Below are 25,365 nucleotides of genomic sequence, written 5' to 3'. Positions count from 1 at the left end.
TCAACTCCTGGTCTTCTGTGCTGCGTCACCCCCCGAAGGGATCACGCTGCCAGCCGGTCCCCCTACTTGCGCTTCGCCGCCTGGGGCGAGATTCGTACACATCCCTCGGCTCGGGCAATGAGTGAACTGGCCGATCGAGAGGGGCTGTCGCGGCCTGTCCACGAGAGAGCCAGGGGTGTTGTTGAGGCTCTGACCGCCTGCTGTGGCTGGGGTGCGGCGGGTGGGGGAGCGCCCACGTAGTGCTGGGCGGGCTTCCGCGGGCTCCAGCGGGTGGCGACTCACGCACCGCGCGGCGGGCAACTCCCGGACGGCGAATGCGGTCTCGTCATCCGCGGCAGCCACCGCCACCAGGCCAGGCTCGGTGCCGCCACTTGCGCTTCACGGGTCTGTCTCATGCCCGGCACCACACGGGAATAGCCCGAAGGCCCTGCGCCCTCTACCCTCTTCACGCGACCGGGTGGGAGGAACGGCGCCTGACCGTCCTCTCCGGGAGGACCGGCGCGCCGGAGGAGAACACAGGAAGACCGCCGCCTCCCCCACGAAGCGACGGCCGTTAGCGCCTCGCCCGAGCCTTACGGGGGATGGACAAGGCTCGGGTGAGGCAGTTCCTGTTGCCCGGCATGACACCTGAGCCCCAACGGGTCTGGCCCTGCGGGGAGGGTGCGTGCCGGTGCACACCGGGAAGCCGATTCCACGGATGGAGAGCTTCCCGATGTGTCCTACCTTCTCGCACCGAGCCGGGCGGTGGCCAGGAAGTCAGTGGGAGCTGCCTGTTGTGCGGACTCCTTCTGCACATCTGGACACCGCCCCGGCCGTGCTGAGGCCCGCAGTGCCCAGTACTCGCTGGTACGTCAGCGCCGGTGAACCGCCGGGACGAGGACCGTGGCCGCGCAGCACGCTGACTTGCTGCCACAGTCGGCGATGCCATCGGGTCTGTGCTCACCGGAGGTACGGTCGCCGTCCCGGCGTTCGGGCTGGTGGGGCCTGGACGCCCCGAGGGGTGGTCCGCAGCCGGACCGCTTGACGCTGGTGGCCTGCCCGCCCGAGCGTCAGCGGCAGCGTCCTGGGCCTCGCCGCCGCGCGCAGGACCGCACGTACTGACCGCGTTTGGGTCACCACCCCGCACATCAAGCAACCCGAACGACTGGTCCGAGACCGCCACCTCGCCGAGATGCCGACCATCCACGACTCCTGGACCGGCAAGTACAACGAGTCCCTCGTCAAGCCCTTCTACGAGGCCACCCGCAAGGCACGCACCAAACGCGTCCACGTTGGCGGCGACCCCTACAAGGCGAACGTGACCCGGCTGTCCATCGCGCTGCGCCTGCGCCTGCTGTGGCCCAAACGCCCGTCACAGCGCTCCCCGTTCTGGCGGCCGGACCGGCGTATGTGCATGGTCGCCGAGACCTCCGTCCGCCACTGGACCGTCGCGTTGAAAGCCGTCCAGGAAGGTCACACCCTCATCGCCCTGCACAATGTCGAGTTCACCCAATCGGCGCGATCATCCCCGAGGGTGACGACGGATGGCCCGACCCACAGGCCGCGGCACCTCCCCGGGCGCCGCCCTCAACAATCTCCTGCGCTCCCAGGTCACCCCCGACACCGGCTCCTCTCGGACTCGGACTGAATACACATGCAACTGCCGCCCGGCGCAGCCAGAACCGGCCCCGAAGACAACGGCGGCGAGGGCCCCCAGTCAGCGGCTCGCGAGGACGCCGTCCCCGCACCCTGACCCCACCTCTGTGTCCCCGGCGGCCTCTTCAGCGCACTCCCCGGCGCCGGTGCTGGAAGTGCAGGCTCCGGTCACCGAACGCGGACGCGGCGAACCCGGAGGTGGTCACGAGGCTTCCGATGGGGGTGAACCCGCCGCCGGGCGCGTAGCTCACCTGGGCCGTGTACAGCTCACTGCCGGTCGCGACGGTCATCAGCTCCTCACGGAAGTCAGCGCGCCATGGCGGGCGGGGCGAGAGTGAGGGCCGGAAGAGGATCTGGTGGGGAGCAGCCCGGCCGCTGTAGTCGATCGCTCCCGAGCGGTCACGGAAGGTGAGGTGGTCGATGTCCGTGCGGAACGGGTCCGGCAGCCCGATGACACGGGCGAGCAGCGGGCGGGAGAGCTTCGCGGCGGGCGAGAGCGGCTCGGGCAGAATGTTCGTGAGCGGATCCCGCAGGAACTCCTGTGGCCCCTCCTGGCCGTCGGCCGACGCGGTCACGTGCAGGTTCACCGAGGGGTGGCCGTCGATGAGGAACTTGACGGCCATGGACGGTGAGAATCCGCCCTCCTCCGGGTGGCCGCTGATGGAGAGCCGGACCAGGACCGGGCAGCCGTCCAGGACACCCCCGGCACCGGCACCGGCAGCGGCGCCGGACCGGGCACGGAATTCCGCTGTGGCCACGACGCCGAGCGGATGGGAGAGCTTGGTGCGCGGTTCCAGCGCGTCGACGGGCAGGCGGAACGTGTCCCGCCCGCCGAGCAGCAGCCCCTTCGCGATCCGCAGGGCCGGAAGGAGGCCGCTCACCCTGCGCGGCGCGGGCAGCACCGGGTAGCGCGACGCGAGGACCAGCTGCCACAGAAGCCGCTGCTTGTCCTCGCCGGTACGGCGTTCGTAGTCGTGGCCCAGGCGTGCGGTCGCCGCCCAGGACGGGTGGGACCTGGCGGTGCGCTCCTCGCCGCCCCGGCCGGTGCTCACGGGGCACCGCCGGGCGCGTACTGCTCGGAGGGCCTGGGATGGAGGGCGTCGACCACACGCATCGCGGACCGCAGTCCGCTCTCATGGGTGTCGACGTCCTCCAGGTAGCTGCCTGCCAGCCACAACCCGTCCCCGCCCGGACCGAGTGCCGCGAGACGGGCCTGTGTCCGGAAGTAGTCCGGAGTCATACGCGGATGGGCGTAGCGGTACATCGCGTGCAGTTCGCGGGGCGCGACCGCCCCGAGAGTCACCCAGCTGCGGAACACGTTCACGCCGTCGCGCATCCCGCACCAGAAGGTCTTCTCGCACTCGCCGCGGTGGTCGAGAAGCATGTTCACATACGACCAGGCGGCCCGGGGCCGGGGCATGAAGGCCGGGTCGCTGTGGACCGCGATGGCCGTCTCGTAGTACTCGATGCGCTGGAGCAGACGGCGCAGCGGCCCGGCACCGGGGAGACCCGAGAGCAACTCCGCGCTCTGGCGGGCGGGTGTGGCCAGGACGACGTGGTCGACGGCGTGCTCACGTCCGCCGCGTTCCGTGAGCAGGAAACGGCCGGCGTCTCTGCGCAGGCCCACGACGTCCGCGTCCAGCCGGACCACGGCCTTCTCCAACTGGGCGAGAAGCGCCCCTACATAGGCGCCCGCCCCGTCCTTCACCCGCAACTCCTCCAGCGCCAGCCGGGTGCCGTCGATCCGGGGACAGACCAGGAACTTCATCGCCGCACGAGCCGAGAACTCCATGGCCTCCGCCATGGACGTCCCGACCAGACCGGCGAGGAAGGGCCCCATCACCCGGGCCGCGAAGGCGGGCAGCAGCCGCAGATACTCTCGTACGGGCATGCTCCAGTCGCCGTGCGCCTCCAGCGGGACGGCGGCGTCGATGGCCCTGCCGAACGCGACGAGGTTCCGCAACCCGCCCGGTCGCACGGCTGCGCCGACATGGGCCGGGCGGCCGGAGGGCAGCACCATCAGACTGCGCCGCTCCGGCGCCGAGTACAGCGTGAACGTGGCCCGCGAACGCTCCACTCCCACCCCAAGACGGCGCAGAAACGCCTTGAACGTGGGATGGGTCGCGCTCGTGAGGTTCGAGAACGCCGTGTCCACCGGGACGACCACCCCGTCGCGGCACACGGTCAGGGTATGCGCGTGCCCGCCCGCGAAGGAGTTCTTCTCCAGAAGGACGACATCGTGTCCCGTGCCGTCCAGCAGCCACGCCGTGGCCAGGCCGGTGATCCCGGCGCCGACTATGCCGATCCGCGCCACGTCAGCCCGCACCTTCCTGCCGCGACCCGACCCCCACTGGCAGACCCCCGCTGCGTCGCCATCGTCTGCCTGTGTCCCGCTCGCCGGTGCGGGGCACAGGCAGAGTCCGATGTTCCGGCCGAGGCTAGGTCATGCCGGACCAGCTCGGCCCACAGGTCCCCGAACTCCGCACAGAAGGGCAGGCGCACTGTCCCGAAGGGAGCCCCGTCACTCCGGCTGACGCGTCGAGGGGGACTTGTTGTGATGCGGTGTCGTGGCTCGCCGGTGCCCGGCGGGCGGGCCCTCGTCCCCGCGCGCCGACTGTGTGGAGGGCGGGCGGGCTCATTGCGGGTCCGGCGGTGAGGCGCTGGCCGTGGGTGGGGGGTTGGTCCGGTAGGTGCGTCCGCCGCGGCGGGGTAGCTCGGTGGGTGGGTCGGTGAGGGCGGCCAGGTGGAGTTCGGCGCGGGTGGTGGGGGAGGAGAGGTCGAGGCCGAGGTGGTCTGCGGTCTGGGTGAGCCAGCGGGTCAGGGTGGTGCGGTGGACGTGGAGTTCGGCGGCGGCGGGTGCGGTGGCGCCGCGGTGGGCGAGCCAGCAGCGCAGCGCGGTCCGGCGGCGGGTGTCGAGGCCGTGGAGGAGGGCGGCGGCCCAGGCGCGGGTGCGGGCGGGGTCGAGTACGTCGGCGGGGGGCGGCCTCCAGCCGGTGGAGGTTGCGGTGGTTGGGGCGGGTGGGGGATGGAGGGCGAGGAGGAGGTGGGCCTGGACGGTGGCGTCGTTGAGGTCGGTGCCGAGGAGCGCGGCGATGGTGTGGAGGCGGGCGCGGACGGTCGCGGCGGAGACGCCGGTGGCGGTCGCCGTGCCCTCGGTGCTGCCGGTGCGCAGCCAGACGGCCAGGAGGTGGCGTTGGTCTGGCCCGAGCGGGGCGAGGACGGCTGCGGCCCAGGCCGCGAGGGGGGCTTGGGGGACGATGCGCAGCAGGCCGAGGTCACCGGTGGCGGGGGCGGGTGCCAGACGGTGGCCGGTGGTTGCGGTGTTGCGTGCGGAGGCGGCGTCGGTCCATGCGGCGGGCACGAGGTCGAGGGGGGCGGGGTCGGCGATGCCGCCGAGGAGGCTGTGGCGTTCGGCGGCGTGGGAGACCAGCCGCAGCAGGGTCCGGCTCCCGGCGTCCCCGTGGAGTTCGATGACGGCGAGGTCGTCGCCGTGGAGGCTGATGAGCAGGTGTCCGGCGGAGGGCCGTGCGGCCTGCCACAGGGCCTGGTGGGCGGCTTCCAGGTCGTGGCGGCTGCCGGTGAGCCGGTACACGGTCGCCCGGGTTGCCCGGTCGGTGCCGAGGATGTCGGCGGCGGGGCCGGTCTGACCGCGCAGCAGCAGCCGCAGGGCAGCCGTGTGCAGGCGCATCTGAGGGGCGCGCAGTTCCGTCGCGCGGCGGGCCCGGACCTGGAGCAGGGCGGCCGTGGTGCGGGCGACGAGGCCGGTGCGCTCGGCCGGCGTGCTGTCGGCGGGGGCGATGACGAGGACGGCTCCGGCCGCCGGGTGGAGCATCGGGCCCGGGTCGCCGGGCGGGCCCGTGGCGGCGTGTTCCGCGTCCGCGGCGGCGGAGCGGGGCGTGCTGTAGACGGCGCCGGCGAGCGGGTCGACCAGGGCCGCCCACCCGCCGGTCAGCCGGGCCGCCTCGGCGACCAGGCCCGCGCCGGACCGGCCGGCCGCCGCCAGCAGCCGCTGCACCACCTCCGCGTCGCCGCCCATCGTCTCCAGCCTCGGTCCTTCGATGTCCGGTGCGGGTCAGGGGATACGGGCGACCGCGCCCCACCCGGCACGCGCGGTCGTCGTCCCGGTGTTCGCGTCGGGCCGCCAGTGCGGCCAGGACACCATTCCCGGCTCCACCATCTCCAGCCCGTCGAAGAACGCGATCGTCTGCTCCGGTTCGCGGAAAATGTAGGGGATCGCCCCGCTGGTGTTGTACTCCTCCTGCACCGCGCGGTGCGCGTCGTCGGAGGCGGTGGAGTGGCTCAGCGCGAGATAACTGCCCGGGGCGAGGCGGCCGGTGAGGCGGCGGACCAGGGCGAGCGCGTCGTCCCAGTCCACGATGTGCCCGAGCACATCGCTGATGACCAGCGCGACCGGCCGGTCCAGGTCGAGGGTGGCGGCGGCGCCCTCAAGGACCGCCTCCGTGTCGCGCATGTCCGCCTCGACGTAGGCGGACGCCCCCTGAGGGGTGCTGGTCAGCAGGGCGTGGACATGGAGCAGGACCAGGGGGTCATGGTCCACGTACACGATCCGCGCGGCGGGATTGATCCGCTGGGCGACCTCATGTGTGTTGTTCTCGGTGGGCAGGCCCGCTCCCAGGTCCAGGAACTGGTCCACCTCCGCGTCCCGGGCCAGATAGGTGACGGTGCGCCGCAGGAAGTCCCTCGACTCCCGCGCGAACTGCTCGATCAGCGGGTACTTCTCACGGTAGGCGTCCCCCGCCTGGTGATCGGCGGGGTAGTTGTCCTTGCCTCCCAGCCAGTAGTTCCACACGCGGGCGCTGTGCGCCACGGTGGTGTCTATCTCCGGCGGCAGATACGGGTCGGGGTCGGTCATCCCAGTGCCTCTCTCGTTGATGTCGGGTGCAGGGCCATCGCGCACGAGCGGTCCATCAGCATCCGGTAGCGGGTGACCACCGTCGGGGAGTCCGAATGCACCGCGGTGCCGGGCAGGCCGCCCTCGGTCACGACGTGGTCGGGGAGATCGGGGGCGTCCAGCCGGTACAGGGTGAGCGCGGACACACCCACCAGGGGGTGCAGCAGTGTCTCGCGCGGGTGGAGCTGGAGGGTGACGTTCCGCCGGTCCGCGGCGGCGGCGAGGGCCCCGGTCTGCTCGTCCATCACCTCGGGGCCCGCGCCCACATCGGTGAGCAGCACACCCGCAGGCATGACGGCCCACACGCGCGAACCCTGCTGTGCCAGCCGCTTCTGCCGCTCGGCCAGCAGGTCCACCCGCCGCTCGCGCACCGCGGGCGGCAGGTCCGGCCGCTGCGCGGCCTCAACAGCCCGTGCGTAGGCGGGAGTCCGCAGCAGTGCCGGCACCAGAGCCGGGTCCCACACCCGGACCAGGCTGCTCGCTGACTCCACACCCATCAGCTCCAGCTGCCACCCGTCCATGACGTCCCGCCACTCATGCCACCACCCCGGCAGATTCGCCTGGGCCAGCTGAGCCAGGAACGCCTCCACCAGCGAGGGCGGAGCACCGTAGGCGTCCAGCAGCGTCCTGACCTGCCCTCCGTCCAGGCTGGTCCGCGCCTGCTCGATACGCCGTACCGTCGCCGGGTGCGCCCCGAGCGCCTCGGCCGCAGCCGTCACAGAGAGACCGGCTCCGGCCCGCAGCGCCTGGAGCCGCTGGGCGAGGACACGCTGCTGTGCCGTGGGACCCGATCTCTCCCGCGCCAACCCGTTCACCTCGTCCCGAATACGACAGATCCGCAGCTTGCGCAAAGTGCATACTCCGCGCGTTGCATCAGATGCGGCGTGCTCCAAGAGTGAGTATGCACGGCGACGCGCCCGCGCGGGCAGTCCTTCACCCCCCTCGGAGTCCCCATGACCACGCACACTGCCCCGCCCCAGCCAGAACACGACAGGCTCCGGCTCGTCGACCTCCCCCACCATGCGGGTGCGTGCGGCCTCGCCCGCGACTGGGCCAGGCGCGTCATGCGGGAATGGGGGACCGGCCCCGAGGACACCGAAGACGTGCTTCTGGTGATGTCCGAGCTGGTCACCAACAGCCTGCGCCACGCCCGCGGTCCCCTCCGGGCCCAACTCGGCAACTGGGAGGGCGTCATCCACGTGCGGATCGACGACGGGGGCCCCGCCGCCCAGCCGACCACCGCGTCGGGGCCGGACGACGAAGAAGGCCGAGGGCTCGTCATCGTGGCCCACCTCGCCGCCCGGCACGGCACCGGGACCGCCTCCAGCCCCTATCGCGCCCACGCGTGGGCGACCCTGGCTCCCCACGCATACTGACTTCCCCCCAGCTGCTTCTGCTCCTGCTCCTCCTCCGAGGAGAAGGCGGTCAGGTCGGCCCGGTCCGCCCCATGAACGGCGAGGTTCCACTCGCCGGATCCCTGGCGGCTGGTCTGTCTGGACGGGCGGCTGCGCCCTTCGAATCGGTCTGACGGAGCAACGATGGCGCCCGCCCGGGAAGTTGGTCCCGGCGGGCGTCCCCTCGTGTCCGTCTGCGGCCACGGACGCCTCCGGCGGCGCCGGGCTACGCCCCCGGCCCGGACGGGGAGAGCTTCCGTGTCCTTGAGGCGGCGGTCCGGCAGCTGGCGGAGGGCCCGCGCCGGACAGCCGATGGGATCTGCCGGGGCGGGGTACGCCGCTTGAGCCTGACGGAGTCCTGCCCGACGCAGGCTGATGGGGAGGAAGGGACCAGCTCGGGTGCCGCCGGTGGACCGGTAGATCTGGTTGCCGGAGTTGACGCCCCATACCGTGCCGTCGGCAGCCGCGCGCCGATGTCACTGAGGCCTCCGGGAGGTTGATCCAGGGGTTGGCGGCGTAGTTGGTGTACCTGCTAGCTGGCGTCGGCTGCGTTCACACCCCACACCGTTGTCCTGGACCCTGCCGACATGACAGTGAGAGCACCTGCGGCCTTCACCCAGTCCGCCATAGCGAAACGCCCTCCTCCGAGTTCTCGCTGACTCGGCCATCCTCGATGCAGGGGCGAGCAGACAGAGTGGTTGAACGCTTGCCGCAATACCGCCAGCCGGGATAGACGGGCCAGCACAAGGGGCAAGCCGCTCGATCCGTCAGGTCGGGTACGTACTGGGTGACGTACGGCTGGCCGCTGACTTCGACGGTCAGTGTGGCGCCGCAGTATGGCGTCGTCGGCGTCTGTGCTTCGCTCTGATCCGCCACGGTCGTCACCGTGAGCGAGCCCGTCCGGCAGACGGGACGCGCTCGCCATCTACGAGCCTCGCACCGCATGTCCGCAGGTGAGGGCGTTGCAGGCCGAGCCTGTCGACCTATCGCAGTGACGGTCGAGGGCGTGGTCCTGGCTGAAGTGCCGAGCCACGAATGTGAGCACCTCGCCACGATTACTGGCACCGCTCTCGCTCATCTGTGCCAAGATTCGAGGGTGGAGACCACCGACGTCAGGCGTGCCATCGCGGCTGCGACGTCGGTCGCCGCATCGCTCGGCCTGCCGGCCGATGACGCGATCGTTCTCCACAACTCGAACAAGCTGGCACTGCGGCTGACTCCATGCGACGCCTTTGCCCGGGTCGCCCCCGTGGGACAGGAGGTTGCACAGTTCGAGGTCGAGCTCGCCCAGCGGCTCACCGAGGCCGGATGCCCGATGTGTCCCTTGGATCCCCGGGTGGACCCGCGTGTGTACACGCGCGATGGGTTCGCGGTGACGCTGTGGACCTACTTCGAGCCCGTGGCACCTCACTGCTCACCGGCGGAGTATGCCAAGGCCTTGGAACAACTACACGTCGGCATGCGCAACGTCGATGTGCCGAGCCCGAGGTTCACGGATCGGATCACGGAGGCGGAAGAAGTTGTCGCCGACCCGGACCGCTCGCCGGAGCTGGCCGACGCGGACCGCGTCTTCCTCGGCGGCAGGCTGGTCGGGCTGCGACGCGCGATCGAGGAGCGCGGTGCGGTGGAGCAGTTGCTCCACGGCGAGCCGCATCCGGGCAATGTGCTCAGCACGAGGAGCGGCCCTTTGTTCATCGACCTGGAGACATGCTGCCGCGGACCCGTCGGGTTTGACCTCGCCCATGTTCCCGAGGCGGTCTGCGAGCGCTACCCGAACGTCGACCAAGGGCTTCTCGACGAGTGCCGACAGCTGGTTCTCGCGATGGTCGCCGCGTGGCGTTGGGAGCTCGGCGACCAGTTTCCGAACGGGAGGCGCTTCGGGGAGGAGTTCCTGCGCGCACTGCGCGGCGGCCCTCCTTGGCCGACATTGGACACGATGAACGGGCGGCCGGGCGGCCTGTAGGTATCGCCGAAGGTCCCGCGCTGAACGACGGGGCGCTGCTGCAACCATCGTGGCTACAGGGGTGTTGCCGCTCATTGTGCCCTCCGGAATGCCGGAGTCCTCGGCATTCCGGGTCGCTCTCCTCGCCGCGTGGCCCTCGGTGGCCAGTGCCGGGATCGCTCTGCCGTGCGGAGTGCGTATCGTGATATTTCAACGCGCTCCTCTCCAGCGGATCCGCCGTCGCAGGATCTTGCGGCTCAGGTCGCGTCGCCCGCCTCGGCCTGCCAGTAGGCGATGTTGCTGAGGGTGGCGAGGGTGGCCAGGGTGTCGGGTGGTCGGGACCGAGGACTCGCATCCGGTCGGCGAGCAGTTCCTCGGACGCGATCACCGCGCCGGAAGCGTCGCCCGGCCTTCCCCCCTCCCGCCAGTGGGCGACGTTGCCGCGCTGGTGCCGGCAGGTCGCGCGCAGCCACTCCGTTGCCTGCGGCTGCTCTCCGACAGCGCGCGAAGAACATACAGATCACGCCACGAACCCCCGACTCCCGAGCCGTGGAGCAGGCCCCGGTGCATGCTGGAACGCCTGCCCGTCGCCGGGTAAGGTCGATCACATGCAACTGTTTCTGACGCCTCCGCCGCCCGCCGCTTGAGGCGGGCAGTCGTGCAGAGCCGTCCCGGGGGTGCCGGGGTGGCTGCGCGGGTTGCCCACGGAGACATCGTGATGGCAATCAATCGAGGAGATCTCAGTTGCATTCCCCTTCTGTCCTGCCCGTGCGGCAGGGTGTTCTCTACGTCGCGATTGCGGCCACAGCATGGGGCACTGGCGGTGCGGTGGCCGCCGAACTGTACGACGTCGGCGGAATCGGCCCCATCTCCGTTTCCTTCTGGCGGTTCCTGACCGGACTCGGGCTGCTCCTGGCGGCTCATCTGGTGCGGCGGTCCCGGCGGTCCCGGCGGTCGCAGCCGACGCTGTCGCTGCGCGCAGCGTTCGCGGCGAACCCGCGGCGAGCCCTGATCACAGGCTTCGGACTGGCGGTGTACCAGACGGCCTACTTCGCCTCCGTGCAGCAGGCGGGGCTGACCGTGGCCACCGTGGTGACCCTGGGCTCGGGTCCGGTCCTGGTCGCCGCCGGAGCCCGGCTCACACTGGGCGAGCGCACCGGTGCCGCCGGAATCGCCGCGGTGGCGAGCGGTGTCGTCGGCCTGGTGCTGCTGATGGGGGGCGCCGACGGGAGCACCGGCCCGGCTCCTGTGCTGGGTATCGGATACGCGCTGCTCTCCGCCGCCGGGTACGCGGGTGTGACGTTGCTGGGCCGCTTCTCCGGCCGGGAGAATGCCGGTGGCGCGTTCGAGTCCACGGTCGCCGGCTTCGCGGTCGGCACGGTCTGCCTCCTGCCGATGGCTCTGCTGGAGGGCCTCCTACCCGACATGGAGCGTGCGGCATGGACCCTTGGCCTGATCCTCTATCTGGGGGCCGTGCCGACGGCGCTGGCCTACACGCTGTTCTTCGCCGGCCTCGGCTCCGTACGGGCGACCACGGCATCGGTGGTCGCCCTGGTTGAGCCGCTCACCGCGGCGGTCATCGGCATCCTGGTCTTCGGTGAGCGGCTCAACGCGATCGTTCTCACCGGCACGGCCCTGCTGATGTTCGCGGTGCTGTTCCTGGCCGCCGGCGAGGGGGTCGGCCGAACGGCATCCCGAAGGACGTCCGACCCAGGTGCCGACCACGGCCGGCACATGTCGCGCCCGGCCTCGCCGACGAAGGACTGACGCCCACGTACCATGCACAAGGCGGGCGGCGGCCGGTGAGGCCGTCGCCCGCCATGACAGCGGGCCGCGGATGATGCGCATCACGCCATCCATGTGGAGTGGGCGCGCATTCTCATACCAGCTGTGTCAAGGCATCTCGTCACGTCAATCTCTCGAAGCGATGTAGCTCCTTGAACAACGGAGAAGTTAGCGTTCCGCGCTAGCGATGCCGGTCATGTCGCTGGCATGGAGATCCGGCGTACGACAGGAGGCGGTGTGAGCACAGGAGCTCACTTACTCGATCAGAAAGCGGGCGCGGCGAGCTATCCGGTGGTCGAGGAGGCTTCTTCGCTGCTGAGTCGTTCCGCGCAAGAAATCGACGCTTCACTCACCACTGGTGAGCGGGCGGATCTCCATAAAGCCGTCAGCGAACTCAACGCGCGGTCCGCAGCCGGTGATCAGGGAGCCTTCTACGGCCAGCAACTGCTGCTTTCCCGTATCTACGGGCTCTCGACCCAACTCTCCGAGGCGCCCACCGCCGAAGGCTCCGTGGTCGTTCAAGAGGTACTCCGGCTGCTCGAACAGGCCACCATGGCCACCGAGGACGCCATGCTGGAGCCCGGCATACTCGACGCCGCGCCCACGGAACCCGCCGCGTTCCTCTCGTGGCTGAAGAGACTCGCCCGGGAACACCGGGTCTACAAGCACCCGTACTACCGGGATTTCATCCGCAATCAGGCAACGGAAGACGATCTGCGGAACTATGTGATCCAGGAATCGGTGGTGGACGGGCGATTCGATGATCTGCTCGCCATGATGCAGGTCGGCACCAGCGGTCCGGCGAAGATGGAGATAGCCGAGAACTTCTGGGACGAGATGGGGAACGGGGACCCGTCACAGGTCCACACCCACCTCTTCAACCAGATCTTCCGGGTTTTCGACATTCCCGCCGACGAACTGGAGCGGTCACTCACCGCCAACGCGCTTCTGTCCGGAAATCTCGCCGTGCTTCTCTGCCGCTACCGGCAGCTGTACCCGGAGGCCGTCGGATTTCTGGGAATGACCGAGTGGCTCGCTCCCGACCGTTTCGTGCAGGTCGTGCATGCCTGGGAGCGGCTCGGACTGCCCGACGTCGGCATCGTCTACCACAAGCTGCACATCACCATCGACTCCCGGCACGCGGCCGGCTGGTTCCACAATGTGGTCGTCCCGGCTGCCGAGTCCGAGCGCATGCGGCGCGCGATCGCCCGAGGAACACTGTGGCGGCTCAACTCCTCCGCCCGCTACCTCGACGAACGCATGCCCGGTCTCGCTGCTCACTGACCGGTCCGACAGGAAAGGCTCCGCGTCATGGCACTCGGCCCCCAAGGATTCTCGATCATCGATCTCCCTCCGGCCACACCGGAGATGCTCCGGAGTTACGAAGACCTCCCGCTCGACCCGTACATGGGCAACGGCACGCGTTTCAAGCGGTTCGCCCAGTACCGGCTCACGCCCGAACCCGCACGCGACCAGGGCTGGCTCTACGAGAAGCTGCCACAGCGCGACTACACCACCTACAAGAAGTTCAACACAGTGGGTGGCGGTATTCGCCGCACGTACGAGACCGTCCTCGCCGACTTCACCCCGATGATCACACTCGGTGCGGACGCGATGGGTCTGGACCGCGGTGAGGACTGGCAGATCAACGTCCACCAGAACCGCACCAGGGCCGACGGCGAGCGCCCCGGACCGCTGACTCCGGAGGGTGTGCACCACGACGGACACGAGTACGTCATGATCGCCGTGCTGCGGCGCAACAACGTCGGCGGAAGCGAGACCCGGCTGTGGAAGCCGGGCGCCGACGCGCCGTTCTGGACGGGCACACTGGCGGCCGGACAGGCCGTCCTCCTGGACGACAAGGCACTCCAGCACGACGTCACGGACGTGACCTCCGCCGACGGCGGGCCCGGACACCGGGACATCGTGATCGTCGCCTTCTCCCGCTGGGCGGACAAGTGGTACGGCGACGACCACGACGAGGCGGCCCTCGCCAACACCCCGAAGAACTGACCCGCCGCAGCCGTCAACTCATGGGCGAATTCGTGAAGTACCAGGCGATGGGCAACGACTACCTGCTCATCGACCCCCGATGCGGGGATGCGGCCCTTGGCCCCGAGCCCGTCCCCGAAGCCGTCCGCCTGCTCTGCGACCGACACTACGGAGCAGGGGCGGATGGGCTGCTCCTCGGGCCGCTGGAAACCCCGAGGGCCGACACCCCAGTAGAGCTGCGCATCTTCAACGCGGACGGCAGCGAGTGCGGGATGAGCGGCAACGGACTGCGCATGTTCGCCCTGTATCTCGCCGAGCACCACGTCGATGAGTGGCGTACGGGCAGCCCGTTCACGATACGGACGCGAGGCGGCGACGCGGAGGTCCGGATCGTGGATTTCGACGCCGGACTGGTGCGCGTGGGGATGGGGCTGCCGCGGTTCACCACGGTGGAGGGCGGCGTCGGTGGCGTTGCCGTTCCCCTCGCCGATGAAGGGCCGGACGCGGTGGTCACCGTCACTGACCTCGACCTGGGCGTTCCGCACACCGTCGTGTTCAGGGACCGGATCGACGGAGAACTGGCGCGGCGCCTGGGCCCCGCACTGGCCTGGCACGCCCGCTACGCCGAGGGCACCAACGTGGAGTTCGTGCGCGTCCACGACGACAGCACACTGGACGCGGTGGTCTGGGAGCGGGCGGCCGGCGAGGTGCCCGCTTCGGGGAGCGGCGCATGTGCCGCGGCGGCCGTGGCGCACGCGCGCGGCCTTGTCGGCCGGGATGTGAGAGTCCGCATGCCCGGCGGCGAAGTCGAAGTGAGTGTGGCACGGGACGGCCGGGTCAGCTTGACCGGAACCGCGCGGGAGGTGATGCGGGGCGTACTTTCGTCCTCGCTGAGCGAGGAGCTGGCCGCCCGGCGGGCTGCGCCGGGATCGTCCGGAAGGGAGGGCACATGAGTGCCACGCAGGTGCCCGGAGCATGCCCGTTGGACTGCCCGGACGGCTGTAGCTGGCAAGTGACGGTCCAGGACGGTGAGGCCATCGCACTGCGCGGCACCCCGGACCATCCCTACACCAGGGGCACTCTGTGCGTGAAAGTCAACCAGTTCCTGGAGCACACCCGCGCGCCCGACCGGCTGCTCCACCCGCTGCGGCGCATCGGCCGCAAGGGCGAGGGCCGGTTCGAGCGCATCAGCTGGGACAGCGCCCTCGGTGAGATCGCGCAGCGGCTGGCGCAGACCATCGAACGTCACGGTGGCGAGGCGATCTGGCCGTACCAGGGAACCGGCACCCTGGGCTTTCTCCAGGGGCTTCAGGGGCGGGCCGGCAGCAGACTCTGGAACGTACTGGGTGCCTCGCGCCACGACATGACGATCTGCTCGATCGCCGGTCTCGCCGGACTCCGGTACACACTCGGAACCAGTACCGGGATCGACCCGGAGAGCCTTGAGTACTCCCGGCTGATCCTGCTGTGGGGGAGCAATCCCCTCACGACTCACCACCACCTGTGGAAGGTGATCCAGCGCGCGCGGCGCGACGGCGCACATGTCGTCGTCATCGACCCGATCCGCAGCCGTACGGCGACTCAGGCCGACGAGCACATCGCGCCCCTTCCGGGCACGGACGCGGCGCTCGCCCTGGGCCTCATGCACATGGTGCTCCAGGAGGGTGCCGAGGACCACGCCTACCTGGACAACTGCACCGTGGGGTGGAAGGCGTTCCGGAAGAGACTGCTGGAGTTCACCCCGCGGCGCACGGCACAGGAGACGGGCGTGAGCGAGGAGGTGATCATCCGGCTCGGACGGCGTATCGCCGGCAGCCGGCCCACCGCCATCCGCGTCTCGCAGGGCATGCAGCGGCACGCAGGGGGTGGCGCGGCCCTGCGGGCCCTCGCCTGTCTGCCCGCCGTGACCGGCGACTGGCGGCGTCCCGGCGGCGGTCTGCTCTACTCGACCGACGGGTACTTCGGCGGGAATCGCGAGGCCCTCTACCGGGACGACCTGCTGAGCCGTCCCGTCCGGAGCCTGTCCATGACGCGGCTGGCCGAAGGGCTGCTCGAAGCGGATGATCCGCCGGTGCAGGCACTGATCGTCTACGGAGCCAACCCGCTGGCCAGTTCTCCCGATCAGAACAGAATCCGCCAGGGCCTGGCCCGGGAGGATCTCTTCACGGTCGTCATGGATCACTTCCAGACCGACACCGCCGACTACGCGGACATCGTGCTGCCCGCCACCATGCAGCCCGAGCACCTCGATGTGCACGACGGCTACGGACATCTGTACATCACCTGGAACGAACCTGCGGTCGCCCCGCCCGGGGAGTGCCTGTCCACCACCGAGACCTTCCGGCGCCTGGCCCGGACCATGGGACTCGCGGAACCGGCGCTGTACACCAGCGACGAGGACCTGGCGAGCGAACTCCTCGACTCCCGGCACCCGTCCCTGGCCGGCATCACCGTGGACACCCTGCGCGACAAGGGATGGGCGCGGCTCTCCTACCCGAAGGACCATGTGCCCTTCGCGAACGGCTTCCCCACCCCCAGCGGGAAGCTCGAATTCCTTTCGGAGACCGCTCGGGCGGACGGCTTCGACGCCCTGGCCGGATACGTTCCGGCCACCGAGACGCACGACACCCGACTGGCAGAGTCCTTCCCCTTCGTCCTCCTCTCCGTGGCGAGCCACTTCTTCCTCAACACCATCTTCGGGAACAAACCCGCCCTGCGCCGCCGGGCCGGCCCGCGCCATGTCGTGCTGCACCCGAAGGACGCCGCGGCGAACGGCATCGCGAGCGGTGACCGCGTCCAGGTGGCCAACAGCCGAGGCGCCTTCGAGGCCCTCGCCAGGGTCGACGATGTCGTACGTCCGGGCGTCGCCATGACGACCAAGGGCCACTGGCCCAAGCTGACCGACGGCTCCGGCCCGAACGCCACCGTTGACGAGCGGGACGCGGACATGGGCGGCGGAGCGGTCTTCCACGACAACCGCGTGCGGATCACACTCCTGCCTCCGCACGGGGACGACAGCAGTGAGGACGACGGATGAAATTCAGGCAACTGGGTCGTAGCGGACTTCAGGTCAGCGAGATCGCCTACGGCAACTGGCTCACACACGGCGCCCAGATCGATGACGACCAGGCCGTCCAGTGCGTCCACGCGGCGCTGGACGCCGGAATCACCACGTTCGACACGGCCGATGTGTACGCGGGCACAGCCGCCGAGACCGTGCTCGGCAAGGCGCTGAAAGGCCGGCGTCGCGAGTCACTGGTGATCTCCACCAAGGTGTTCTTCCCGACCGGTCCCGGACCCAACGACGGCGGTCTGTCCCGCAAGCACATCACCGAGGCCGTCAACGGCTCGCTGACGAGGCTCGGCACCGACTACGTCGACCTGTACCAGGCGCATCGCTTCGACCACCGGACCCCGCTGGAAGAGACCCTCAGGACCCTCGACGACCTCATCCGGCAAGGCAAGGTCCTCTACATCGGCGTCTCGGAGTGGACCGCCGACCAGATCGCACGGGCCACGAAACTCGCCGGCGAACTGGGCCTGGACCGGTTCGTGTCCAACCAGCCCCAGTACTCGATGCTCTGGCGTGTCATCGAAGAGGAGATCGTGCCCCTGTGCCAACGGGAGGGACTCAGCCAGATCGTCTGGTCGCCCCTGGCCCAAGGCGTCCTCACCGGCAAATACCGACCCGGGCATCCTCCGCCGGCGGGATCGCGGGCCACGGACGACGTGGGTTCCGGCTGGGTGAAGACCTTCCTCCGCGACGAGGTGCTGGAAAGGGTGCAGCAACTCACCCCCATCGCCCAGGAGCTGGGCCTGAGCCACGCACAGCTCGCCGTCGCCTGGGCGCTCCAGAACCCGAACGTCGCCGCGGCCATCGTGGGGGCCTCCCGGCCGGAGCAGATCGGCGACAGCGCGAAGGCGGCGGGCGTCCGCATCGACCCGGAGCTCATGCGCCGCATCGACACCGTCCTCGGCCCGGTCGTCGAACGTGATCCGGCCAAGGTGGACAGCGCCGAGTAGCGTCACCTCACGCGTACGCCTCACCCACTCACCTCACCCTTCACCTGACCCACTCACCTCACCCTTCACCTGACCCGCTCACCTCACCCGTCCGCATCCCGCCGAATCCGCGAGGTTTTCCATGACCTTCACCCCGTTCGAACTGCTGGAATGGCAGGGGAGACTGGGCGCCACGGCCACCTACAGCCTGGCCGACAGCGGCTGTCGGCCGATCCGGCTGCGTGACCTCGTGGACAGTGAACAGTCGCTGAGCAGGCTTCTCGACAGCGAGCTGAGCTACCCCCCGACATGCGGCACCGACCGATTGCGGGCGCTGATAGCGCAGTGGCACGCCGGGAGCCCGGACCACGCCTCCGAGGTCATCGTCACGGTCGGGGCGGCAGAGGCCAACACGGTCGCCGTCGAGACCCTCATCCGGCCCGGGGACCATGTGGTGACGATGACACCCGGCTACCGTCAGGTCTGGGGTGCTGCCCTCAACCGGGGCGCCGTTGTCGAGGATTTCCCACTGGATCCGCGGCGTGGCTGGCGACCCGATATCGACGCGCTGGCAGACGTGGTCCGCCCGGACACCCGGGCCATCTCAGTGACAACCCCCAACAACCCGGCGGGCACCATCCTGACCGAGGAGGAGATACGGGCGATCGTCTCCATCGCGGACCGCGCAGGCGCATGGATCCTCTCCGACGAAGTGCACCGCGGCACCGAACTCCGTACCGAGCAGGCCAGCCCCACGTTCTGGGGGCGATACGACCGAGTCGTGTGCGTCGGCAGCCTCTCCAAGGCGTTCGGCATGCCAGGTCTGCGCCTCGGCTGGCTGATCGCACCACCCGCTCTCACCCCGAAGCTCCGCCGACGACACGAGTACACCACCGTCTCCGCGGCCGGACCGGCCATGGCCCTCGCGGAACTCGCGCTCATTCCCGTCACCCGCACCCGGCTCCTGAACCGCTACCGCGGCTTCCTGCGCGAGAGCTGGACCCAGATGCAGCAGTGGATCGCCGCCCATGACGAGTTGCTGTCGGCCGTACCGCCCCAGGCGACCTCCCTGGCCTTCGTGCGCTACCGCCTGGACCTGCCCAGTACCGAAGTCGCCGAGGCCCTGCATGCCCGCGGCGGCGTGCTCGTCGGCCCCGGCGCCCACTTCGGAACCGAGCACCACCTCCGGTTCACCTATGGGCAGGAACCGGCCCACCTGGCAGCCGCTCTGGAGAAGACCTCACACGTGCTCAAGGAACTGAGTGCGTGAACCCCACAGAAGTACCGCCGATCGACGCCGACGAACTGGCACGCCGCCTGCCCATGCCACAAGCCGTCCAAGCGGTGGAACAAGCACTGCGCGCAGGGCTGGACCCCGAAGCGGACATCCCCCGCACCGTTCTCGACGTCGACGCGGGCCAGCTGCTGCTGATGCCCGCCACGACATCCTCGTACGTCGGAGTGAAGATCGCCGGCATCGCTCCCCGCAACCCCGCCTGCGGGCAGCCGCGCATCATCGCCTCCTACCTCCTGATGGACGCGGTCACGCTCCGTCCCAGAGCCCTGATCGACGGCTCGGCCCTGACCCTGCTGCGCACCCCCGCGGTCTCCGCCGTGGCCGTGGACCACCTGGCGGTCCCGGATTCCGAACGGCTCGTCGTCTTCGGTGCCGGACCGCAGGCATGGGGCCATGTGGAGGCGATCCGGGCTGTGCGCCCCCTCTCCTCGGTCGGTGTCGTCGCGCGCCGTCCGGAGCAGGCGGCGACTCTGGCCAAGCGCTGCCGGGAGTCCGGCCTGGACGCGGAGGCGGTCCCGTCGGAAGCCGTCGCGACCGCCGACATCGTGGCCTGCTGTACGACATCGCGTACGCCGCTGTTCCCGGGCGCAGCCGTCGCGTCCCACACGGTCGTGGTGGCCATCGGGTCTCACGAACCGACGGCCCGAGAGGTGGACACCGAATTCGTCACCCGGGCCACCGTCATTGTCGAAGCCCGCGCGGCGGCGCTGCGTGAGGCAGGGGACATCCTGATTCCCTTGCGCTCCGGCGACGTCGATACGGGAGCGATCGCGGGCAACTTGTCCGAGCTGGTACGCGGAGCAGTGAACGTCAGGCCACTGCGGCCAAGGTTCTTCAAGAGTGTGGGTATGTCATGGCAGGACCTGGTCGTGGCCGCGGCTGCCGTCGATGGGGACACCTGCTGATCTTTTCGAAAGTCCGGTGGGTGTAGAGGCGGTTCAGAACCCTGGTGCGGGCCCCACAGCACCCCCTGACCGCCGCACCCTCCCGCCGCAACATCCCGATCCGCGAAAGCCAGAGCGTTCCGCCAGTGGCCGACCGTACTCTCCTTGGCGCAGAACCTCAGGTCACCCCTGCCGCAGCCCGCAGCCCGCACCCCGGAGAGACATCAGTCACGAAGCGCACCCGCACCCCCCGTGCTCGTGGCGTCGCGTGAGGGAATGGGTCGGCGCATCTCCTCGTATCCGCTGACGTACTCCGTGTGCTGCACGCCGATGAAGTGGTCGAAGACGATGCTGGTGGTGGTCGCGGCCACCGGGCCCGTGCTGAGCCTCGTGGCGACGAAGTCGCGCAGCTGGGCGCTCGACGTGCATGCGACATGGATCAGGAAATCGTCCGGGCCACCCATGAAAAACACATTGAGCACCTGCGGGAAGCGAATGACACGGCCCGCGTAAGCCTTCACCTGGTCCCGGGCCTGGGCCTGGAGGCGTACGAACACGATGGCCTGGATCGGGAAGCCGAGCGCCTCGTAGTCCACGAAGGTGTTGATCGACTTGATGACACCCAGCTTCTCAAGTCGTTTGATCCGGGCGTGGCACGTGGACGGGGCGATGCCGGCCTTGCGCGACAGGTCGTTGTTGGATATCCGGCCGTCCGTGGTCAGCTCCCAGAGCAGGATCTCGTCGATCTCATCGATCTTTATCTCTCTGGACCGCTCGTTCGCGTAGCCCGGCATGGGTGACCTCCTCGTGCGGAGCCTGGGCCCGCGAGTCGCGGCCTGTCCGCGAGACGGCAGAACATTCGGAGGTGCCCAGGCGATGTCGACCCTGGGCGAAGAATCTGCCTGAGTCAAGCGAATGTCCGAAGAATGTTCAGACCCAGCGGCACTCCGGCGAACGTTCTCCCACCATGAGTGTCAGGTCAACCCGGGACGGGTCGACGGGGACACCTGCCAGACACCTTTCGCTGCGACGCGACCCGGTGCGGCGGCCCGCCGCCACCCACCCCGATGCCGTCACGACCCTGCAAGGGAGCAGCAATCCAGTGATTCCAGCAAAGGACACGCCCGAACGGAAGGCACGGCTCGACCAGCTGGCCGACCGCGCGAAGTTCATCCGGCTCGAAACGGTACGGCTCTCCAAGATCGCCGGAGCGGGCCACTACACCTCCTCGTTCTCGGCCGCGGAGCTGTTCGCCGCCCTGTACTACTCGGTGCTGAACTACGAACCGGCGGACCCGAGGTGGGCGGACCGGGACCGGTTCGTGCTCAGCAAGGGACACGCGGCGATCGGGCTGTACCCGGTGCTGGCCGATGTGGGCTTCTTCGCCCCGTCCGAACTCGACACCTACACGCGCCTCGGCAGCCCCTTCGGTGACCACCCCGATATGAAGAAGATCCCCGGCATCGACTTCAGCTCGGGTTCGCTCGGCCACGGGCTGTCGATCGCCGTCGGCATGGCGCTGGGCGGGCGCGTCGGCGACCGGCCGTACCGGACCTTCTGCATGCTCGGCGACGGTGAGCTGCACGAGGGCCAGGTCTGGGAGGCGGCCAACGCCGCAGGCCACTACCGGCTGGGCCGGCTCGTCGCGATCGTCGACCGCAACCAGCTGTGCATCGACGGCTTCACCGACGAGGTGATGAGCGTCGAGCCCATCGAGGACCGCTTCACGGCCTTCGGCTGGCAGACGCACCGGGTCGACGGCCACGACCTCGACGCACTGCTCGACGTGTTCGCCGCCCTGCCCCAGGGGCCGGACGGCCCACCGCAGCTCATCGTGGCGGACACCGTGAAGGGCCGCGGTGTGCGGCTCATGGAGTACAACCCCGACTGGCACGTCGGCAACCTCGTCGGTGCCGACTACGACAATGTGATCGCGGAACTGCAGGCGGGCCTGCGACCGCTGGAGGCAGCGAAGTGACCGCGACTCAGGACCAGGCAGAGATCTTCGGCGGCGGCGCGACCGAGCTGCGCGACAAGCGCTCCTTCGACGGCAGTGACACCAGCTCCATACCGGCGTTCGTGTTCGGCGAGGAACTCGCCGAGCTCGCCGACAGCGACCCCCGGATCATCGTGCTCACCGCCGACCTCGCCAGTGCGAACCGGGCCACCGACTTCGCCGCGCGGCACCCCGGGCGCTTCTTCAATCTGGGCATCGCCGAGAAGGGAATGATCACCACCGCGGCGGGCATCGCCTCGTGCGGCTACGTCCCGTTCGCCGCGACCTTCGCCTCGTTCTCGGCGTTGCTGTGCGCGGAGCAGATCCGCACCGATTGCGCCTATCCGCGGATGCCGGTGCGGATCGTCGGCCACCACTCCGGCATGTCGATGGGGTTCTACGGAACCAGTCACCACGCCCTGGAAGACCTCGGTGTCCTGCGCACGTTCGCCGATCTGACGGTGGTCTGCGCGACCGACGAGAACCATCTGCGGGCGGTGCTGCGGGCGTCGGTGGACCATCCCGGCGCCATGTACATCCGGCTCGGCCGCGGTCGCGATCCCGAGGTCTACGCCGACGTCCCTGATCTCACGCTGGGCAAGGCGATTCGGCTGCGCGAGGGCGCCGACCTGACGATCGTGGCCACCGGCAGCGAGGTCAAACCCGCGCTGGACGCCGCGGAATCCCTTGCCGCGCAAGGCATCAGCACACGCGTCGTCGACATGCACACCGTGGCCCCGCTGGACGTCGACGAGGTGCTGGCCGCCGCACGCGACACCGGCGCCATCCTGACCGTCGAGGAGCACAACATCACCAACGGGCTCGGCACGGCCGTCGCGGAGGCACTGTTCGAGGCCGGTGCCCGCGCGGTGCCGTTCCGCAAGCACGGTGTGCCCGACGAGTACATCCCCGTCGGGCCGCCCGCCGCGCTCTACGCCAAGTACCGTCTCGACGCCCCCGGCATCGCCGAGGTCGCCAAGGAGCTGCTCCGATGACCGACAAGAACGACACCCGCTTGGCCGAGCGGTCACAGCTGGTGATCCCCGGCGGGATCTACGGGCACATGGCCGTGCGGTCGTTCTCCGACACGCTGCCGCAGTACATGGCCCAGGGTGACGGCTGCCGCGTGACCGACGCCGATGGCAACACCTACATCGACTTCATGTGCGGGTGGGGCCCGGTCGTGCTCGGACACCGCCATCCCGCGGTGCAGCGGGCGGTGGACGAGCAGCTCGGGCGGGGGGACTGTCTGAACGGCGCGCCGCCGGTGATGGTGGAACTCGCCGAGCTGCTGGTCGACACCGTCGCGCACGCCGACTGGGCACTGCTGGCCAAGAACGGCACCGACGCCACCACCACCTCGGTGACGATCGCGAGGGCGGCGACCGGGCGCCGCAGAGTGCTGATGGCCCGGGGCGCCTATCACGGTGCGGCGCCCTGGTGCACACCCGTCACGGCAGGCGTCACCCCGGAGGACCGTGCGCACCTCGACCACTTCGAGTTCAACGATCTGGAGTCGGTGCGCGCCGCCGCGGCCCGGGCCGGCGACGACCTGGCCGCCGTCATCGTCTGCCCCCACCAGCAGGACGTGCATCGCGACCAGGAGCTGACAGATCCGGGGTTCGCCCGCGGGCTGCGGGAGCTGTGCGACCGGACGGGTGCCGTCCTGATCCTCGACGACGTCCGGTGCGGCTTCCGGCTCGACATCGCGGGCAGCTGGGAACCGATGGGCGTACGGCCCGACCTGTCGGCCTGGTCGAAGGCCATCGCCAACGGCTCCGCACTGGCGGCGGTGACCGGTACCGACGCGCTGCGGGACGCGGCGAGCCGGATCTACGCGACGGGCTCGTTCTGGTTCTCCGCGGCGTCGATGGCGGCGGCCGTCGCCACCATCACCGAACTGCGCGAGACCGACGCGCTGGAACGCATCGAGCGGGCGGGCCGACGGCTGCGCGACGGGCTCGCCGCGCAGGCGTCGGCGCACGGCTTCGAGGTGATCCAGTCGGGGCCGGTGCAGATGCCGCTGCTGCGGTTCGCCGGTGACGACGACTTCACACTGACCCGGCGCTGGACCGACGAGGCCGGAGCGCGGGGAGTGTATGTGCACCCGTACCACAACTGGTTCCTCGGGGCCTCGCACACCGACGCCGACATCGACGAAGCCCTGGAGCGCACCGACGGCGCGTTCGCGGCACTCACCCGCCGATGAGGATCACCGGAGCGGTGCTGGAGGAGTCCGGACGCCCGAGGCCGTTCGCGGCATCACGCCCGATCACCGTCGGCGAGGTCGAACTGGGTGAGCCGGGTCCGACCGAGCTGCTCGTCAGGGTCGAGGCGGCCGGTGTGTGCCATTCGGATCTGAGCGTGGTCGACGGGGACCGTCTGCGGCCCACCCCCATGCTGCTCGGCCACGAAGCCGCAGGCATTGTCGTGGCCGCGGGTGCGGCGGTGACCGACCTCACCCCGGGCCGGCGTGTGGTGATGTCGTTCGTGCCCCGCTGCGAGCGGTGCGAGGCATGTGCCGAGGACGGCCGCCTGCCGTGCTCGGCGGGCACGGCAGCCAACGGCGCGGGCACCCTGCTGCACCGATCGCGCCATCTGCGCCGGGGCGCCGAGACCGTCCACCACCACCTCGGTGTCTCCGCGTTCGCCACGCATGCCGTGGTCGACCGCGCGTCGGCCGTCGCCGTCGGGGACGACATCCCGCCTGACGTCGCCGCGGTGCTCGGATGCGCGGTCCTCACCGGCGGCGGCGCCGTGCTCAATGTCGCGAGACCGGCGCCCTCGGACCCGGTGATGGTCGTCGGACTCGGAGGCGTCGGAATGGCCGCAGTCATCACGGCGAAGGCACAGGGCGTCCGTCGGGTCATCGCCGTCGACGCCATCGACGCGAAACTCGATCGGGCGACCGACCTCGGCGCGACCGAGACCTACACCCCCGCGCAGGTCGAACGGCTGGGCATCAAGGCCCGCTACGTCATCGAATGCGCCGGACACCCCAGCGCGCTCGAAACCGCCTTCACCGCCACGCAACCAGGAGGTACGACGATCACCGTCGGACTGCCCTCCCCGGCCGCGCGTGCCTCACTGTCCCCGCTGACCATCACCGCCGAGGCCAGAACGATCGTCGGAAGCTACCTCGGCTCCGCCAAGCCGTCCCGCGACATCCCCCGCTACGCACAGCTGTGGCGGGACGGAAAACTGCCCGTGGAGAAACTCATCTCGTCGCGGATCGAGCTGGGCCAGATCAACGAGGCGATGGACCTGCTCGCGGACGGCCTGGCCATCCGGCAGGTGATCGTGTTCGACCCTGCCTGACTGCGCCACGGCGGTGCAGCTCCACGATGGCCGAGCAGTTCCTCGATGCCTGCGCGGCGCCCCGGCGCATCCGCATCCACACCCGCTTGTGTATCCGCATGTGTCCGTATGTGTATCCGCTTCCGCATCCGTAGCCGACGGGCGGGGGGACCGTCTCGGACCTTCTCGGCCGCGACGCGATGGCCCCGCCCTCCCAGGACTCACCCGA

Annotated in this window: 22 protein-coding genes; 15 read left to right on the top strand and 7 right to left on the bottom strand. The window is 69.9% G+C overall.

What is annotated here, in order from left to right; all coding sequences use genetic code 11:
• A complete protein-coding gene (locus tag ABZX40_RS30415) occupies positions 1-351 on the bottom strand; it encodes a hypothetical protein (RefSeq protein ID WP_355735779.1) in 351 nt (116 codons plus the stop codon).
• Between the two features lie 820 nt (positions 352-1,171).
• Between ABZX40_RS30415 and ABZX40_RS30410 the strand changes: the two genes are divergently transcribed.
• A complete protein-coding gene (locus tag ABZX40_RS30410; RefSeq protein WP_355735559.1) occupies positions 1,172-1,627 on the top strand; it encodes a hypothetical protein in 456 nt (151 codons plus the stop codon).
• Between the two features lie 133 nt (positions 1,628-1,760).
• Here the strand turns inward: ABZX40_RS30410 and ABZX40_RS30405 are convergent, their stop codons facing one another.
• The 5 genes from ABZX40_RS30405 to ABZX40_RS30385 all read right to left on the bottom strand — a co-directional run bounded on the left by ABZX40_RS30405 (position 1,761) and on the right by ABZX40_RS30385 (position 7,353).
• Complete coding sequence (locus tag ABZX40_RS30405) at positions 1,761-2,687, bottom strand: hypothetical protein (RefSeq protein WP_355735562.1); 927 nt, start codon at positions 2,685-2,687, stop codon at positions 1,761-1,763.
• Positions 2,684-3,949 (bottom strand): FAD-dependent oxidoreductase, encoded by a 1,266-nt coding sequence (locus tag ABZX40_RS30400; protein WP_355735564.1) that lies wholly within the window; start codon positions 3,947-3,949, stop codon positions 2,684-2,686. The genes ABZX40_RS30405 and ABZX40_RS30400 overlap by 4 nt, the downstream gene beginning before the upstream one ends.
• Positions 3,950-4,270: 321 nt before the next feature.
• Positions 4,271-5,671 (bottom strand): helix-turn-helix domain-containing protein, encoded by a 1,401-nt coding sequence (locus ABZX40_RS30395; protein WP_355735566.1) that lies wholly within the window; start codon positions 5,669-5,671, stop codon positions 4,271-4,273.
• Positions 5,672-5,707: 36 nt separating this feature from the next.
• On the bottom strand, positions 5,708-6,508 hold the full coding sequence (locus ABZX40_RS30390; protein WP_355735568.1) for an SAM-dependent methyltransferase: 801 nt from the start codon (positions 6,506-6,508) through the stop codon (positions 5,708-5,710).
• Entirely contained in the window at positions 6,505-7,353 is an 849-nt protein-coding gene (locus ABZX40_RS30385) for a helix-turn-helix transcriptional regulator (protein WP_355735570.1), read from the bottom strand. The genes ABZX40_RS30390 and ABZX40_RS30385 overlap by 4 nt, the downstream gene beginning before the upstream one ends.
• A 147-nt stretch (positions 7,354-7,500) precedes the next feature.
• Between ABZX40_RS30385 and ABZX40_RS30380 the strand changes: the two genes are divergently transcribed.
• From ABZX40_RS30380 to ABZX40_RS30335, 10 genes are all read left to right on the top strand, one after another.
• Positions 7,501-7,923, top strand: a complete 423-nt coding sequence (locus ABZX40_RS30380) for an ATP-binding protein (RefSeq protein ID WP_355735572.1) — start codon at positions 7,501-7,503, stop codon at positions 7,921-7,923.
• 1,114 nt (positions 7,924-9,037) lie between these two features.
• On the top strand, positions 9,038-9,904 hold the full coding sequence (locus ABZX40_RS30375; protein ID WP_355735575.1) for an aminoglycoside phosphotransferase family protein: 867 nt from the start codon (positions 9,038-9,040) through the stop codon (positions 9,902-9,904).
• An 807-nt stretch (positions 9,905-10,711) separates the two neighbouring features.
• Entirely contained in the window at positions 10,712-11,650 is a 939-nt protein-coding gene (locus tag ABZX40_RS30370; RefSeq protein ID WP_355735578.1) for an EamA family transporter, read from the top strand.
• Positions 11,651-11,905: 255 nt separating this feature from the next.
• Positions 11,906-12,952, top strand: coding sequence for an iron-containing redox enzyme family protein (locus tag ABZX40_RS30365; RefSeq protein WP_355735581.1), 1,047 nt, complete (start codon positions 11,906-11,908; stop codon positions 12,950-12,952).
• 27 nt (positions 12,953-12,979) lie between these two features.
• The gene (locus ABZX40_RS30360) at positions 12,980-13,681 is read left to right on the top strand and encodes a 2OG-Fe dioxygenase family protein (RefSeq protein WP_355735583.1); all 702 of its coding nucleotides are present in this window, start codon (positions 12,980-12,982) and stop codon (positions 13,679-13,681) included.
• A 20-nt stretch (positions 13,682-13,701) separates the two neighbouring features.
• Complete coding sequence (gene dapF / locus ABZX40_RS30355; protein WP_355735585.1) at positions 13,702-14,613, top strand: diaminopimelate epimerase; 912 nt, start codon at positions 13,702-13,704, stop codon at positions 14,611-14,613.
• Positions 14,610-16,697, top strand: coding sequence for a molybdopterin-dependent oxidoreductase (locus tag ABZX40_RS30350; protein ID WP_355735587.1), 2,088 nt, complete (start codon positions 14,610-14,612; stop codon positions 16,695-16,697). The genes dapF and ABZX40_RS30350 overlap by 4 nt, the downstream gene beginning before the upstream one ends.
• Complete coding sequence (locus tag ABZX40_RS30345) at positions 16,694-17,683, top strand: aldo/keto reductase family protein (RefSeq protein ID WP_355735590.1); 990 nt, start codon at positions 16,694-16,696, stop codon at positions 17,681-17,683. The genes ABZX40_RS30350 and ABZX40_RS30345 overlap by 4 nt, the downstream gene beginning before the upstream one ends.
• Positions 17,684-17,804: 121 nt before the next feature.
• A complete protein-coding gene (locus ABZX40_RS30340) occupies positions 17,805-18,932 on the top strand; it encodes an aminotransferase class I/II-fold pyridoxal phosphate-dependent enzyme (protein ID WP_355735593.1) in 1,128 nt (375 codons plus the stop codon).
• On the top strand, positions 18,929-19,864 hold the full coding sequence (locus ABZX40_RS30335) for an ornithine cyclodeaminase family protein (protein WP_355735596.1): 936 nt from the start codon (positions 18,929-18,931) through the stop codon (positions 19,862-19,864). The genes ABZX40_RS30340 and ABZX40_RS30335 overlap by 4 nt, the downstream gene beginning before the upstream one ends.
• 203 nt (positions 19,865-20,067) lie before the next feature.
• Here the strand turns inward: ABZX40_RS30335 and ABZX40_RS30330 are convergent, their stop codons facing one another.
• The gene (locus ABZX40_RS30330; RefSeq protein WP_355735598.1) at positions 20,068-20,637 is read right to left on the bottom strand and encodes an Lrp/AsnC family transcriptional regulator; all 570 of its coding nucleotides are present in this window, start codon (positions 20,635-20,637) and stop codon (positions 20,068-20,070) included.
• 308 nt (positions 20,638-20,945) lie between these two features.
• On the opposite strand from ABZX40_RS30330, the gene ABZX40_RS30325 reads away from it, so the two are divergent.
• Genes ABZX40_RS30325 through ABZX40_RS30310 form a run of 4 tightly spaced genes read left to right on the top strand, consistent with a single transcriptional unit; the run spans position 20,946 to position 25,157 of the window.
• A complete protein-coding gene (locus ABZX40_RS30325; RefSeq protein WP_355735601.1) occupies positions 20,946-21,821 on the top strand; it encodes a transketolase in 876 nt (291 codons plus the stop codon).
• Positions 21,818-22,834, top strand: coding sequence for a transketolase C-terminal domain-containing protein (locus ABZX40_RS30320; RefSeq protein WP_355735604.1), 1,017 nt, complete (start codon positions 21,818-21,820; stop codon positions 22,832-22,834). The genes ABZX40_RS30325 and ABZX40_RS30320 overlap by 4 nt, the downstream gene beginning before the upstream one ends.
• The gene (locus ABZX40_RS30315) at positions 22,831-24,048 is read left to right on the top strand and encodes an aminotransferase class III-fold pyridoxal phosphate-dependent enzyme (RefSeq protein WP_355735607.1); all 1,218 of its coding nucleotides are present in this window, start codon (positions 22,831-22,833) and stop codon (positions 24,046-24,048) included. The genes ABZX40_RS30320 and ABZX40_RS30315 overlap by 4 nt, the downstream gene beginning before the upstream one ends.
• On the top strand, positions 24,045-25,157 hold the full coding sequence (locus ABZX40_RS30310) for a zinc-binding dehydrogenase (RefSeq protein ID WP_355735610.1): 1,113 nt from the start codon (positions 24,045-24,047) through the stop codon (positions 25,155-25,157). Before ABZX40_RS30315 ends, ABZX40_RS30310 begins: the two co-directional genes overlap by 4 nt.
• Positions 25,158-25,365 lie beyond the last annotated feature (208 nt).

The sequence above is a fragment of the Streptomyces sp. NPDC004610 genome (genome assembly GCF_040609715.1).
In the GTDB taxonomy this organism is placed as follows: domain Bacteria; phylum Actinomycetota; class Actinomycetes; order Streptomycetales; family Streptomycetaceae; genus Streptomyces.
This window is presented reverse-complemented; position numbering and strand designations above follow the sequence as displayed.